We start from the raw sequence: 14,422 nt of genomic DNA, 5'->3' as shown, positions 1-14,422 counted from the left end.
CCTGATTTTCGCCGGTGCGATCCGGCCTTTCGGCCTTTTCGCTTTTCCCACCGTACCAGATCCGTTTCCGTATCCGGCCCCCTGCAGGAGCGGGGTTGGCCTTCTTGCTTTCGCTTTCCGGCCTTTCCGACTCTATCAGATCCGATTCGGTCCGTTTCCGGCTCGAATTCAGTTCCGATTACCCGTCGGAGGGGTTTGTTCGCGCCTTTCGGCGTGATCACTACTTTAGCGGAATTCCTCGGTGACTCATAATCGAGTCCCGGTTCAAATTTCGGCATGCCGAAATCGTTCCCGATGAGGGGCCGTGCAGTAGTGGTGTGCCGCTGAAGCGGCGGGATGGCCGCCGCAGAACCGTTCCGGCTCTGTGGCAACTCGGAGGACACTACGCATCCGGGGGATGCGTGTCAACTCCGGTCAGTCAAGGTCCGTGAGGCGCCCGTCCGCGTCGGGTTGGGCGTCCTCCACGCGGCGCAGCAGGCGGGTCAGTGCGGCGCCGAGGAGGTGGCGCTCGTCCACGGAGAGGTCCTGGAGAAGGTCCTCCTCGAAGACGGAAGCCATGCGCATCGCCTCCAGCCACTTCTCGCGGCCCTCGTGGGTCAGCTCGACGATGACGCGGACGCGGTTGTTCTCGTCGCGCTCGCGCGTGACGAGACCTTCGCTCGCCATGCGGTCGATGCGGTGGGTCATGGCGGCCGGCGTGAGGCCGAGGCGTTTGGCGAGTTCGCCGGGGCCTAGTTGGTAGGGCGCTCCGGAGACGACGAGGGCCTTGAGGACCTCCCATTCGGCGTTGCTCATGCCGAGGGTCGCCGTCTGGCGTCCGTACGCGACATTCATGCGGCGGTTGAGGCGCTGAAGTGCGGAGACGACCTGTTCCACCTGGGGGTCGAGGTCTTGGAACTCGCGTTGGTAGGCCGCGATCTGTTCCTCAAGGCTCGGCTCGGTCGCGTCGGCGGCCGCATCTGAGGGCTCAGGCATGCGGCGCAGTATGGCATGGAAGTCATTGGCGTTGAAGTCCTTCGCCATGTACTCTTTAGCTTCGAACTTTAGAGTTGAAGTCTTCAGGGTGTGACTGTTCGGTGTGACTGTTCGGTCCCCTCGACGGCTGTCAGCTCGTGGGTTCGTCCCTCTATCCGTCTGACGACATGACCTAGGTAGGTGAGTGTGACCACCGCGATGGGCGCCGCGCTGCGCCGGATCCAGCTGGGGAACGCGCTGAGCGCGTTCGGCAACGGCTTCACGGTTCCGTATCTGTACGTCTACGTGGCGAAGGTGCGGGATCTGGGCGCGAGTACGGCCGGTGTGGTGCTGGCGATGCTGGCGGTGTCCGCTCTTGTCGTGCTGCCGCTGACCGGTCGGGTCATCGACCGGCGCGGGCCCCTGCCGGTGGCCGTCGCCGGTACGGTCTCGGCCGCCATCGGTGCGCTGGGCCTGGGTCTGTCCGCCACGGAGCCGCTGGTCATCGCGTCCGCCGTCGCGCTCGGCGCGGGCATAGCCGTCATCCAGCCGGCGCTGGCGACGATGATCGTCTGGTGCTCGACGACGGTGACCCGGTCGCGGGCGTTCGCCACTCAGTTCTTTCTGAACAACCTGGGGCTCGGTGTCGGCGGTCTGGTCGGCGGGCTGCTGGTCGACGAGACGCATGCGTCGAGCTTTGTGCGGCTGTTCGCCATTGAGGCCGTGATGTTCCTGGTGCTGGGCGCGGCGATCGCGAGCGTGCGGCTGCCGCGTACGCCGAAGGTCGAGGACGCGGTGCCGACCGACGAGCGCGCGAAGGGTGCCTGGCGGACGCTGTTCGCCGACCGGCGGATGGTGCGGCTGTGCGTGCTGGGCTTTGTGCTGTTCTTCGCATGCTACGGACAGTTCGAGTCGGGCCTGGCGGCGTACGCCACCGAGGTGACCCGGATCGCGCCGTCCACCCTGGGCATTGCCCTGGCGGCGAATACGGCGGCGATCGTGGCGGCGCAGTTCGTGGTGCTCAAGCTGGTCGAGCGGCGGCGGCGCAGCCGGGTCATGGCACTGGTCGGGGTGATCTGGACCGTGGCGTGGATCGCGGCCGGGGTATCCGGGCTGGTGCACGGCGCGCAGGTGGTCGCGACGACGCTGTTGGTCTCGACGTACGCGCTGTTCGGCATAGGTGAGTCGCTGCTGTCGCCGACAGTGTCGCCGCTGGTGGCCGATCTGGCGCCGGCTCCCCTGATCGGGCAGTACAACTCGGCGTTCGCGCTGGTCAAGCAGTTGGCGCTGGCGGTCGGTCCGGCGGTGGGCGCGTTGATGGTCGGCCACGGGTTGCACGTGGCGTACATCGGAATGCTGGTGCTGTGCGCGCTGGGGATCACGGTGCTGTCGTTGCGGCTGGGGCGGATGCTCAGCCCGGCGCAGGACGATCCGCACCGCGCGGCGCCGGCGATTCCTGCGGCGCGGCCGGCGACGGCGGACCAGGCGGCGACGGCCGTCGAGCCGGCGGTCGCCGCGGTCTGAGACGCGCCGGGAGCCGACGGCTGTCATGCCTCGGCGGTGCGTCAGCGGGCGCCGGCAAGGGCGAGCGAGGAGTCAGCGGTCCCGTGGTCTTTCGGCCACGGGACCGCTGCGTTGCGCGGGCAGCCGTGCCGGGCGGTCGTCAGCCGCGCGGCAGGGCGAATTCGCACCAGACGGACTTCCCGCCGCCGGGGGTGCGGCGCGAGCCCCAGGCGGAGGCGATGGTGGCGATGATGGAGATGCCGCGGCCCGCTTCGTCGACCGGTTCGGCCCGGCGGCGGCGCGGGAGGTGGTCGTCGCCGTCGGTCACCTCGATGATCAGGCGGCGGTCCGTACGGCGCAGGCGCAGGCGCATGGGCGGGGTGCCGTGCTGGAGGGAGTTGGCGACGAGTTCGCTGGCGGCGAGGACGCCGAGGTCGTGCAGCTCCGGGGAGAAGCGCCAGGAGGCGAGGACTCCGGAGGCGAAGGCGCGGGCGCGGGGGGCCGCTTCGATGCCGCCGTGGAGTTCGAGGGCGGCGTTGTGGAACAGCTCGGCTTCGTGACCCGTCCGCTCGGGGTGCTCGATGGCGAGGATGGCGACGTCGTCGTCGTGATCGGCGGTGATGCCCAGGGCGCGCAGCAGGCGGTCGCAGACGATTTCCGGGGAGCCGGCGGCGCCGGCGAAGGCGCTCTCCAGTGCTTCGACGCCGTGGTCGATGTCCTTGTCGCGGCGTTCGACGAGGCCGTCGGTATAGAGGACGGCGCTGCAGCCGGGGCCGAGCGGGACGGATCCCGAGGTGTGCTGCCAGCCGCCGGTGCCCAGGGGCGGCCCGGTCGGTTCGGCGGCGCGGCGGACGGTGCCGTCCGGATCACGGACCAGGACGGGCAGGTGGCCGGCCGAGGAGTAGAACAGGCGGCCTTCATTGGGGTCGTGGACGGCGTAGACGCAGGTGGCGATCTGGCTGGCGTCGATCTCGGCGGCGAGGCCGTCGAGGAGCTGGAGGACTTCGTGGGGCGGCAGGTCGAGCCGGGCGTAGGCGCGGACGGCGGTGCGCAGCTGGCCCATGACGGCGGCGGCGCGTACGCCGCGGCCCATGACGTCGCCGATGACCAGGGCGGTGCGGCCGCCGCCGAGGGTGATGACGTCGTACCAGTCGCCGCCGACCGCGGCGTCCGTGCCGCCGGGCTGGTAGGTGGCGGCGACGCGGAGGTCGTCGGGTTGTTCCAGCTCCTGGGGCAGCAGGGAGCGCTGGAGGGTGACGGCGGCCTCGCGCTGGCGGGCTTCGCTGGCGCGCAGTCGCTCAGCGGATTCGACCTGGTCGGTGACGTCGGCGCCGAAGACGAGCACGCCCGGGTGCGGGGCGACGCAGGCGACCTCGGGGTCGGGGGCGGGGCCGCTGGCGCCGACCTCGATGGGGCTGCAGGTGAAGGTGTAGTAGCCGTCGCGGGAGCGGTCGGGGCCCGCGCCGCCGGGGACCTTGCGGGATTTGACCGTACGGGGGCGGCCGCTGCGCAGGACCTGGTCCATGAGGGGGAGCAGGCCGAGTTCGTCGAGCTCGGGGAGGCCTTCGCGGGCGGGGTGGCCGGCGGGGCGGGTGCCGAAGACGGCGGCGTAGGCGTCGTTGACGTAGGCGAGGCGGTGCTCGGGGCCGTAGACGACGGCGACCAGGGCGGGGACGGTGCCGAGGATGTCGTGGACGGAGAGCGCGTCGACGGTGGGCGGCAGCGGGACGGCGGCCTCCTCGGGAGCGGATGCCTCCGCGCGCTCGGCGCGGGCGCCGGGGACGGCACCGGGCACGGCCGCGGATACGGCCGCGGTCCCGGCCGCGGGCGGGACGGGCTGCGGGGCGTCGGCGGCCGCGGGTGCGGCGGCCGGCACGGGGGGCTCGGTGGGGCGGGCGGCGGGCGCGGCGGAAGCCGGGCGGGGCGTGGCGCGGTCGGACCGGGCGGCGGCGCGCCGCTGTGTGCCGGGGAGTTTGGCGCTCCAGCGCGTGAAGATCACGGAGGTGTACCTCTTAGTTCGCGTCGTCGCGCGGGATCGGGCCATTGGCGTGGGGATACCGCCCGGCCGAGGGCTGGGGGAGTGTCGGCTGGGGGCACTCTCGGCACCCTCTTGCGGAATGCAGCAAACGTCCGGAATCCTCGTGATTGTCACTCTTTGCAGATACGAGCCCACCCATGGTCACACGTCCAGTGTGGCCGACCGGACTGACATCCGTCAGGCGCCGGGGCACGGGGCGGAGCTCCGCGCCCCCTCCCGCCCGGCCCGCACGGGGCCGGACGGGACGCAGGTATCGCTGGTGAGGGCGGATCGTCAGCTGGTTTCGTTGTGCCGTCCGGTGCCCGCGGCGAGCTCGAATTCGGCGCGCGGGTTCTCCAGCGAGCCGAGCGAGACGATCTCCCGTTTGAACAGTCCGGCCAGGGTCCATTCGGCGAGCACCCGCGCCTTGCGGTTGAAGGTCGGGACCCTGCTGAGGTGGTAGGCGCGGTGCATGAACCACGCCGGATAGCCCTTCAGCTTGCGGCCGTATACGTGGGCGACGCCCTTGTGGAGGCCGAGCGAGGCGACCGAGCCGGCGTATTTGTGCTCGTAGTTCTGGATCGGCCCGCCGCGTACGGCCGCGGCGACGTTGTCGGCGAGCACCCGCGCCTGGCGGACGGCGTGCTGGGCGTTGGGCGCGCACTCCGTGGGCGGCTCGTCGGGTTTGGCGGGCGGGGCGGCGGTCAGGTCGGGGACGGCCGCCGCGTCGCCCGCCGACCAGGCGTGTTCGACGCCGTCGACCTGGAGCGCGGCGGTGCACTTGAGGCGGCCGCGGGCGTTCAGCGGCAGTCCGGTCGCGGCCAGGATGGGGTGCGGTTTGACGCCGGCGGTCCACACCAGGGTGCGGTTCGGGAAACGGGAGCCGTCGCTGAGCACGGCAACCCGCTTCTCGCAGGATTCCAGCCGGGTGTCCAGGCGTACGTCGATATTGCGGCTGCGCAGCTCACGTACGGCGTACCGGCCCATGTCGGGGCCCACTTCGGGCAGGATCTTGCCGGTCGCCTCGACCAGGATCCACTTCATGTCCTCGGACTTGATGTTGTGGTAGTAGCGGACGGCGTAGCGGGCCATGTCCTCCAGTTCGGCCAGCGCCTCGACGCCCGCGTATCCGCCGCCGACGAAGACGAAGGTCAGCGCGGCGTCGCGGACGGCGGGGTCGCGGGTGGAGGAGGCGATGTCGAGTTGCTCCAGGACGTGGTTGCGCAGCCCGATGGCCTCTTCGACGGTCTTGAAGCCGATACCGACCTCGGCCAGACCCGGGACGGGGAGGGTGCGGGAGACGGAGCCGGGCGCGAGGATCATTTCGTCGTACGCCACGTCGATGTGGCCGGTGCCCGTCTCCTCGGCGGCCAGGGTCGTGATGGTGGCCGTCCGAGCGTCGTGGTCGACGGCCGTCACCTCGCCGATGACGACCTGACACAGCGGCAGCACGCGACGCAGTGGCACGACGACATGGCGCGGGGAGATGGAACCGGCCGCGGCCTCGGGCAGGAACGGCTGATACGTCATGTAGGGCTCGGGATCGACGACGACGATCTCGACGGTGCCCTCACGCAGCTCCTGCTTCAGCTTCCGCTGCAGCCGCAGGGCGGTGTACATCCCTACGTAGCCACCGCCGACCACGAGAATGCGCGCCACGTCCTTTGAAGACTCAGTCTTCACAGAGGTTCTCCTCGCGATGTCGACCACCCCGGGGCGTCACCGATCCGGGGGCCGGCCGGCGGCGCGGCCACCATCGGGTGCTGCGCCCCCGGGAAGCACAGCACTGTTCCATGACGCACCTCCGAGACGTCTTTGTCCACAGGCCCGGCGAAATGTATGACGGGCCTCATGTGCGGGTGCGGACGGTCATCTTCCGTTCTCGGTAGGCGAGATGCGCAGGTCAGGCGGCAGGCGCTCACGGGAGAGAGGGGGCGCAATCGGGGCGGATCGGGCCCGTACTCCGATCGGGGGGCGCAGTGTGCGGAACTGCCCTCTTCATTCTTGACCTGGGCTCAACTATGTTCGTATCTCGTTGGGGTGCACCCTCTCGTCGGTACACCCCGACCGTCAGGGCGGGGAGTCTCCGGGGGGAGACGTCATTACCGGGGGATCAATATGCACATGCACAGCTCTCATTGGCCGACAGCCGTCGCCACGGCACATGCTTCCGACGGCGGCCTCACCAGCAGCAACGGCAGTGCCGGCCTTCACGGCACGAGCAACGGCAGCAGCAACAACGCCGGCAATGGCAGTAGTGGCAGCAATGGCAGTACCGGACCGGGCGGCCTCGGTGGCGCCGGTCACGGGGGTGTCGCGGCCGGGCGGAGCACTCCGCTGCGGGTCGATGCCCAGCGCAATCTGGAGCATGTCCTGCGCGCCGCGCGCGAGGTCTTCGGCGAGCTGGGATACGGCGCGCCCATGGAGGACGTGGCGCGGCGGGCCCGGGTCGGCGTCGGGACGGTCTACCGCCGCTTCCCGAGCAAGGACGTCCTGGTCCGCCGGATAGCCGAGGAGGAGACCGCACGGCTCACGGAGCAGGCGCGTACGGCACTCGGGCAGGAGGACGACCCGTGGTCGGCGCTGTCCCGCTTCCTGCGGACGTCGGTCGCCTCGGGAGCCGGGCGGCTGCTGCCGCCGAGCATCCTGCGGGTCGGCGCGCTCACCGAGCGCCCTGCCGAGCGCACACCGGACGGCGTGACCGAGGCACGGGTTCCGCAGCAGCGGATGGCGCCGGATGCGGACGCCGCGTCCGGCGACGTACGGGTGACGGCCTGGCGCACCGCCCCGGAGGGCGAGCGCGGTGAGGCGCCGGGAGCGGCATCCGTCCCGGAGGCCGTGCCGGCCGACGCCGAGGAGACCACCGGCGCGCATGCGCTGCTGGAGGTCGTCGGGCGGCTCGTGGAGCGCGCGCGGACGGCCGGCGAGCTGCGGGCCGATGTGACGGTCGGCGACGTCCTGCTGGTGATCGCCACGGGCGCGCCGTCGCTGCCCGATCCCGGTCAGCAGCAGGCCGCGTCCGCGCGGCTGTTGGAGATCCTGCTGGAGGGGTTGCGTTCGCGTCCTGTCCGGTGAGTGCCGGCGGCCGGTTCCGTCCGGGCGGCTCCCCTGAGCGGGGGCGCCGGGCGGGGCGGCCGGGCGGCTCCGGCAGACGCGCGCCCGCCGGGGCGTGTCCGGGCAGCGGCGCGGGGGGGCTCCCGCTCGCGCGAAGTATCCCCCGTATGGGGGAACGATAGAGCTTCCGTGCAGGAACTCGCCTCGGATGAGTGGTTGCCCCTCAGGACCCTGAGGGGCCGGCCCTCGGTGTGGCACGCTTGCGCGGTGTTCCGGTGTGACGGCGTTTTCGGGGGCCTCGGCGATGGGTGTTGACGAGCGGGACGAACGGCGCGGCGGCGAAGTCGGCGCTCCCGCCGGCGGGGAGAGCGGTACGGCGTCGTCCCCGCAGATTCCCGGCCAGGCAGGGCCGTTGGGGGCCGGTGGCACCGCCCGGCAGGACGGCGCCGGCGGCACGCAGCGTCCCGGACGCGGCGTTCCGGCCCAGCGCGAGCACTCCGACGGGCCGGAGCCGGCCGCCGCGGCCCCGATGCCGTCGCAGGACGCCGAGGTCATCGAACTCCCGCCCTCCGACCTCCAGTTGATCGACAACATGCGGGCGGGCGACGACAGTGCGTACGAGGAGATGTACCGCCGGCACGCCGACGCCGTGCGGCGCTACGCGCGCAGCTGCTGCCGGGACACGCACACCGCCGAGGATCTGACCGGCGAGGTCTTCGCGCGCACCCTGCAGGCGGTGCGCGGCGGTGCGGGCCCGGATTCCGCGGTCCGCGCCTATCTGCTGACGACTGTCCGCCGGGTCGCGGCCGCCTGGTCGAAGACCGCGCGGCGGGAGCAACTCGTCGAGGACTTCGCAGTGTTCGCGGTGTCCGCGGCCGGTTCCGCGATGGACGACGACACCCTCGACCTGGGCGCCGACGTCCGTGCGATGCACGAAGCGGAGCAGTCGATGGCGGTGCAGGCCTTCCGCAGCCTGCCCGAGCGCTATCAGACGGTGCTGTGGCACACGACCATCGAGGACGAGTCCCCGAGCGAGGTCGCCCCGCTGCTCGGGCTGACCGCCAACGCCACCGCCGTCCTGGCCCACCGCGCCCGCGAGGGCCTCAAGCAGGCGTATCTGCAGGCACACGTCAGCCAGTCGCTGACCGCCGGCGGCGACTGCGCCCGGTATGCCGACCGGCTCGGGGCGTACGCCCGCGGCGGGCTGCGGATGCGTGCGGAGCGGGGTCTGCGCAAGCATCTCGACGAATGCGGCCGGTGCCGGACGGCGGCCGTGGAGGTCGCGGACGTCAATCAGCGCATCGGTGCGGTGCTGCCGATCGCGGTCATCGGCTGGTTCGCCGGCGGGTACGCCGTCAAGGCGGCCGTCGCCGGTGTCGCGGGAGCGGGCGCGGCGGCGGGCGCCGGTGCGGCAGCGGCCGCCGGAGGGGCCGGTTCCGGTGCGGGCGGCGCGGGCGGTGCCGCCGCCGGCGAGGCGCTCGGCGCGCCCGCCAAGGTCGCCATCGGGGCCGGGGTCGTGGTGGTGGCGGGCGCCGCGCTCGCGCTGGCGCTGTCCGGCGACCCGAAGCCGGCCCCAAATCCGCAGGCCGAGCCGCACCGCCCGGCGCCCTCCGCGCCGCGGACGCCGGCGCCCCGGCACTCCGAGCCCGCGCCGAAGCCGCCGCCCCCGCCGGCCGCCGCGCCCGGCCGCGACCCCGAGCCGGCCCCCACACCCACCCCGAAGCCGTCCCCGCCGAAACCGAAGCCCCGCCCGACACCGACCCCGACACCGACCCCCGAGCCGCCCGAACCCACGCCCACTCCCACCCCCACGCCTCCGTTGCCCGATCCGACGGCGTACCGCGTCAGCGCACTCGACTACGACTACGCGGGCGACGGCACGAAGCCGGAGGTGCGCACCCTGGGGAGCAGCTGGCTGTGGCAGCGGCAGGGGCCGAGAATCGGCGGTACGACGTACGCGCACGGTGCGAGCGTGCACGGCACGTCGTCGGTGCTCATCGACCTCAATCGCCCGTGCACCGCGTACGACGCGGTCGCCGGAGTCGATGACCTCACCCTGGGGCTGGGCGCGCTGCGCTTCTCCGTCTACGCGGACGGGGTCCGGCTGTGGCGGTCGGAGGTGGTGCACGGCGGGGATCCGGCGGTGCCGGTGCATGTCCCGTTGGCGGGCCGCACGACGCTGCGGCTGGTCGTCGAACCGGAGGGGCCGGGTGACGTGCTGGCCGTCGGCGACTGGGCGCAGTCCCGGATCAGCTGCCGCTGAGGCACTGCCGCCGCGGCTGAGGCACTGCCGCGCGCCACCGGCCGCGCGCCGGGAGGACGGCCGCTCAGAGGCTGGCGCGCGGCACCACTCCGCCGGCCACCGCCCGTTGGCGCGGCGCCGAGGTCCCCGTCCAGCAGGTGCCGCGACGGGCGAGCAGCCGCCGCAGCCACAGTTCGGTGGAGACCAGTTCCGCGAGGCCGTCCAGCGGCAGCACGGCGCCCTCGGCCGCCGACCGCAGGGCCTTGCGCACCACCCGGGCCTCCACGAGCCCGGCGTCGGCGAGCAGCGGTGCGTCGAAGAGCTGCACCAGATCGCCGACGGCGCCGCGCAGCCCGGCGCGTACCGCGGCCGCGTGGGTGGCGTGCGAGGTGGCGCCCCAGCCGGGCGGCAGGTCGCGTACGCCGGCGCCGGAGAGCACCGCGCGCAGGACCGAGGCGCGCGCCCCCGGCTGGACGCGCAGGGTGTCGGGGAGCGCGCGGCAGGCGAGCACCACCTGGTTGTCGAGGAAGGGTGCGTGCAGTCGCTGGTTGCGGACCTCGGCGGCCTGTTCGAGGACGCGGTGGTCGGCGGCCTGGCGGGTGAGCGCGGCGCGGGCGCGGCGTTCCCCGGGGCGGCCGACGGCGGGCGAGCGGGTCGCCGCTTCGCTCAGCCGAACCGATACTTCGGCCAGTGCCTCGCCGGTGAGCCAGCGCGCGGCGGGCCCCGGCCGGCACCACGTCAGGGCGGCGAGTGAGGCGTTCACCGCTCCGCCCGTCACCGGTTCGTCGGCGAACTGCCGCTCCAGGAGGCGGCGCGCCGTCTCCGCGACGCCGTCTCCGTAGGGCGTACGGGCGAGCTTGCGGGCGGCGCGGTAGACGGTGAAGGGGACGAGGACGGACTGGGCGGAGGGGCCGTCGGCCTTGGCGAGGGCGGTGACGGGGCGCAGCAGATGGCGACGGCGGCGGTCCATGAGGAGGTCGGCGAGCCGGGCCGGGTGGGCGTCCAGGACCTGGCGGGCGCCCTGGCCGACGAAGTGGTCCGCGCTGCCGGCCAGCAGCCGCCGGCGGTGGCGGGCGGCGGTGATGAGGGAGGGGCCGGGCTCGTCGGTGAGCGGGCCGCTCTCCAGGTCGGCGTACGGGAGGGCTTCTTCGCCCGCCGCGACGACGACGTGCCGCAGCCGGGGATTCTCGGCGATGCTGCGGGCGCGCTCCAGTTCGGCCTCGCGGTACATCTGGCCGCTGTGGGTGACGAGGTCGTTGAAGGTGACGGCGAGCAGGCGTTCGCCGCGGCCGTTGAGCGACCCGGGCCGGCCGGGGAGGCCCGCTGCCAGGAGGGCGAGGGTTCCGGAGGCGCTGCCTCCGGAGAGGTCGGCGCCGATGCCGGGGGCCGGTCCGCCGCGCGCGGCCCGGCGTTCGGCAGGGCCCATACCGGGCACCGGGCCGGGGTCGAGGCCGTCGCGGCCCTCCGGATCGGGGGCGTGCCGCGCTACCGCCAGCCGGGCGCGTACCGCCTCGACGAGCGCCTCGCGCACCCCGTCCACGGCCTGGTCGGGGGCGAGTTGGGGCGCGGCGACGGCCAGGGAGGCGGCCGGCTCGAAGGAGGTGATGTCGCATGAGCCGCCGCGCAGCACCAGGGCGTGGCCGGGCGGGATCCGGCGGACCCCTTCGTACGGCGTGCCGGCGCCCAGCGCCTCGGGTGCGTCGGGGCAGGCCAGCAGCGCGGCGAGATGACCGACGTCGAGAGCGGCCTCGACCAGGTCGGCGAGCGGGAGGGCGGCGGTGGCATAGGCGGTGCCGCCGGCCCAGGGCGTGTGGAAGACGGGGCGGGCGCCGGCCAGATCCCCGGTGACCGTGAGGCGCCTGCCCACCTGGACGACGACGGTGTAGCTGCCGGGCCAGGCGGTGAGGTGGCGCAGGGCGCCCCCGCGCGCCGCGAACAGGCCAACTCTCAGCTGGTCGTCGGTGGCGCCGCAGACACCGAAGACGGCGAGCCGGGTCTCGGGGTCGGCCTGCACGACGCGTACTTCGTCGGGCCGCCAGTCGCCGACCGCCCACAGCGGGTCGGGGTCACCCCACAGGAGGTGGGCGCCCACGGGGAGGACGTTGTGGCTCTCCCCCTTGGCGGCCGGCCCCGTGGCGGTACTGCTCCACCCCACCAACCAGCGCATCGCCGCCTCCACCCGATTCCCCGTCCGCCGGGGGGCCAACGACCACCCCGCACGACGGATCGCCCGGCTGCCGCCGGCTGCTGCCGCACAGCTGCCGAGCCACCGCCGAGCGCTCGCCGAGCTGTTGTGCGGACCATGCTGCCATGACAGCGGCGCGCAGGAGGCGTCAAAGAGGGGCTGTGTACGGGAGGTTCGCACGGTGGGCAGGTGGCCGGCGGGGCGCGGGGGCGTCGGCCGAGGCGTTCGCGGAGACCTTCGCGCGGGTGGATGGCGGAGGGCGCGGCTCGCGGTCGCCACCGTCCCGAGTGGCCCCCAGGGGCATCCCCGGGCGCGCGGCGGCGGAAAACCCTCACACGCCACTTTCCAGCCAAAGTCCGTACGCTGTCGTCGAGTTGACGCAACGGGCGTTCCGCCGGCGCCGAGGCCGACCTCGGCGCCGGCCGCGGAACGGGCTGCACACCCGGCCGCCCCCACCCTTCCGGCCGGCTGCGCGCTGCTCCGTGCGACGGTCCGGGAAGCGGGCCACGCCTCCCGGACCGGACCGCCACCCGCGGGGAATTGAGATGACGGTATCCCCCAGCCCACTGGATCCAGTGCAGCGGGCCGACCCACGCAGAACCCATGGAAGCGCTCCCGTAGGAGAGCGGCCAGCGCGCACGAACGGGCGCACGGGCACACGTACCCGGAGCACATGCCAATTCCCGTACCCCTGTTTGAACACGAATCTCGCCATCCGGGACACCGGCCCTTAACGGTAGGGATCCGGCGAACTACTCTGGGTGGACGCATGCCCCGGGGCACCGGGGCGGCCGTCGCTGTGTCGAGGGGTGCGCATGTCCAGGGATATACGCGGGCCGAACGAGAAGCTCGGCACCGTTCTCGCCCTCGCGGGTATCAGCAATGCCGGACTGGCGCGCCGGGTCAACGACCTCGGCGCACAGCGCGGATTGACGCTTCGCTATGACAAGACATCGGTGGCCCGGTGGGTCTCCAAGGGCATGGTGCCCCAGGGCGCCGCGCCGCATCTGATCGCGTCCGCGATCGGCAGCAAGCTCGGCCGCCCCGTGCCGCTGCACGAGATCGGCCTCGCCGATGCGGACCCGGCACCCGAGGTGGGCCTGGCATTTCCCCGCGATGTGGGCGCGGCGGTCCGTTCCGCCACCGACCTCTACCGGCTGGATCTGGCCGGACGGCGGGCCGGCGGTGGCGGCATCTGGCAGAGCCTGGCCGGATCCTTCTCCGTCAGCGCGTACGCCACCCCCGCCTCCCGCTGGCTGATATCCCCCGCCGACAGCTCGGTGGCCCGGGAGGCCGCCGAGGCGCGCGACAAGGACGCGGCCGCGGCCGGCGACGCGGGCATCCCCCAGCACGTCGGCCACAGCGACGTCTCCAAGCTGCGCGAGGCGGCGGAGGACGCGCGCCGCTGGGACTCCAAGTACGGCGGCGGGGACTGGCGTTCGTCGATGGTCCCGGAATGCCTGCGGGTGGACGCGGCACCGTTACTTCTCGCCTCGTACAGCGACGAAGTGGGCCGCGCGCTGTTCGGGGCGACCTCCGAACTCACCCGGCTCGCAGGCTGGATGGCCTTCGACACGGGCCAACAGGAGGCCGCGCAGCGGTACTACATCCAGGCGCTGCGGCTCGCCCGCGCCGCCGCCGACGTCCCCCTGGGCGGCTACGTCCTCGCCTCGATGTCCCTGCAGGCGACCTACCGCGGCTTCGCCGACGAGGGCGTCGACCTCGCGCAGGCCGCCCTGGAGCGGAACCGCGGTCTGGCCACCGCCCGCACCATGAGCTTCTTCCGCCTGGTGGAAGCACGGGCCCAGGCCAAGGCCGGCGAGGCGCGCGCCTGCGAGGTGGCGCTGAAGGCCGCCGAAGGCTGGCTGGAGCGCTCCCGCGGCGGCGATCCGGACCCGGCCTGGCTGGACTTCTACTCCTACGAACGCTTCGCCGCCGACGCCGCCGAGTGCTACCGCGATCTGCGGCTGCCACGGCAGGTCCGGCGCTTCACCGAGCAGGCGCTCTCCCGCCCCACCGAGGAATTCGTCCGCTCGCACGGCCTGCGCCTGGTCGTGTCCGCGGTGGCCGAACTGGAGTCGGGAAATCTGGACGCGGCCTGCGCGGCGGGCACCCGCGCGGTCGAGGTGGCCGGCCGCATCTCCTCGGCCCGCACCACCGAATACGTCCGGGACCTCCTGCACCGCCTGGAACCGTACGGCGACGAGCCCCGCGTGGTGGAACTCCGCGAGCGCGCCCGGCCACTGCTGGCGGCGCCGGCGTAGGCGTGCGGCCGGGGCCGAGGGGCCGGCTGAGGCGGGCCTCCGCTCGGGCTGCGGCGGTCGGGATCTGTCCGGCTTCGGCCTCCAGCTGCGGCCCGGCCCGGGGCCCCAGCTGCGGCCCGGCCCGGGCCGCCCGCCTTTGCGGGCCTTCCCGATCACCCCTACGGATCACCATCACCGGATCACCGTTGCCGGATTGTCAGTGC

Annotated in this window: 8 protein-coding genes; 4 read left to right on the top strand and 4 right to left on the bottom strand. The window is 73.3% G+C overall.

The genetic code is table 11. The annotated features are described in order from the left end of the window. Window positions 1-414: 414 nt before the first annotated feature. Window positions 415-975: a MarR family winged helix-turn-helix transcriptional regulator gene (locus tag ACIRQ7_RS19900; RefSeq protein ID WP_403673952.1), complete on the bottom strand. Its 561-nt coding sequence runs from the start codon at window positions 973-975 to the stop codon at window positions 415-417. A gap of 186 nt (window positions 976-1,161) precedes the next feature. Here ACIRQ7_RS19900 and ACIRQ7_RS19895 point away from each other — a divergent pair, with 186 nt between their 5' ends. Next, window positions 1,162-2,478 (top strand): MFS transporter, encoded by a 1,317-nt coding sequence (locus ACIRQ7_RS19895; RefSeq protein WP_404263942.1) that lies wholly within the window; start codon window positions 1,162-1,164, stop codon window positions 2,476-2,478. 139 nt (window positions 2,479-2,617) lie between these two features. Here ACIRQ7_RS19895 and ACIRQ7_RS19890 read toward each other — a convergent pair whose 3' ends face one another. Further along, window positions 2,618-4,456: a SpoIIE family protein phosphatase gene (locus ACIRQ7_RS19890; protein ID WP_404263896.1), complete on the bottom strand. Its 1,839-nt coding sequence runs from the start codon at window positions 4,454-4,456 to the stop codon at window positions 2,618-2,620. Window positions 4,457-4,768: 312 nt separating this feature from the next. Further along, the gene (locus ACIRQ7_RS19885) at window positions 4,769-6,157 is read right to left on the bottom strand and encodes an NAD(P)/FAD-dependent oxidoreductase (protein ID WP_404263894.1); all 1,389 of its coding nucleotides are present in this window, start codon (window positions 6,155-6,157) and stop codon (window positions 4,769-4,771) included. Between the two features lie 435 nt (window positions 6,158-6,592). On the opposite strand from ACIRQ7_RS19885, the gene ACIRQ7_RS19880 reads away from it, so the two are divergent. Both ACIRQ7_RS19880 and ACIRQ7_RS19875 read left to right on the top strand, forming a co-directional pair. Beyond that, entirely contained in the window at window positions 6,593-7,549 is a 957-nt protein-coding gene (locus ACIRQ7_RS19880; protein WP_404263892.1) for a TetR/AcrR family transcriptional regulator, read from the top strand. Window positions 7,550-7,832: 283 nt separating this feature from the next. Further along, the gene (locus tag ACIRQ7_RS19875; protein ID WP_404263890.1) at window positions 7,833-9,791 is read left to right on the top strand and encodes a sigma-70 family RNA polymerase sigma factor; all 1,959 of its coding nucleotides are present in this window, start codon (window positions 7,833-7,835) and stop codon (window positions 9,789-9,791) included. Between the two features lie 64 nt (window positions 9,792-9,855). On the opposite strand, the gene ACIRQ7_RS19870 is transcribed toward ACIRQ7_RS19875, so the two are convergent. Next, the gene (locus ACIRQ7_RS19870) at window positions 9,856-11,937 is read right to left on the bottom strand and encodes an asparagine synthase-related protein (RefSeq protein ID WP_404263888.1); all 2,082 of its coding nucleotides are present in this window, start codon (window positions 11,935-11,937) and stop codon (window positions 9,856-9,858) included. Window positions 11,938-12,770: 833 nt separating this feature from the next. On the opposite strand from ACIRQ7_RS19870, the gene ACIRQ7_RS19865 reads away from it, so the two are divergent. Then, on the top strand, window positions 12,771-14,219 hold the full coding sequence (locus ACIRQ7_RS19865) for an MFS transporter (protein WP_401463850.1): 1,449 nt from the start codon (window positions 12,771-12,773) through the stop codon (window positions 14,217-14,219). Window positions 14,220-14,422 lie beyond the last annotated feature (203 nt).

Source organism: Streptomyces sp. NPDC101393 (assembly GCF_044767385.1).
Classification (GTDB): domain Bacteria; phylum Actinomycetota; class Actinomycetes; order Streptomycetales; family Streptomycetaceae; genus Streptomyces.
The sequence above is the reverse complement of the archived record's forward strand: the minus strand, read 5'-3'. Positions and strand labels throughout refer to the sequence as shown.

What these genes read in the sequence shown, in the direction of transcription:
- ACIRQ7_RS19900 (WP_403673952.1), bottom strand. Translation starts at nt 975, where the DNA reads ATGCCTGAGCCCTCAGATGCGGCCGCCGACGCGACCGAGCCGAGCCTT.
- ACIRQ7_RS19880 (WP_404263892.1), top strand. Translation starts at nt 6,593, where the DNA reads ATGCACATGCACAGCTCTCATTGGCCGACAGCCGTCGCCACGGCACAT.
- ACIRQ7_RS19875 (WP_404263890.1), top strand. Translation starts at nt 7,833, where the DNA reads ATGGGTGTTGACGAGCGGGACGAACGGCGCGGCGGCGAAGTCGGCGCT.
- ACIRQ7_RS19870 (WP_404263888.1), bottom strand. Translation starts at nt 11,937, where the DNA reads ATGCGCTGGTTGGTGGGGTGGAGCAGTACCGCCACGGGGCCGGCCGCC.
- ACIRQ7_RS19865 (WP_401463850.1), top strand. Translation starts at nt 12,771, where the DNA reads ATGTCCAGGGATATACGCGGGCCGAACGAGAAGCTCGGCACCGTTCTC.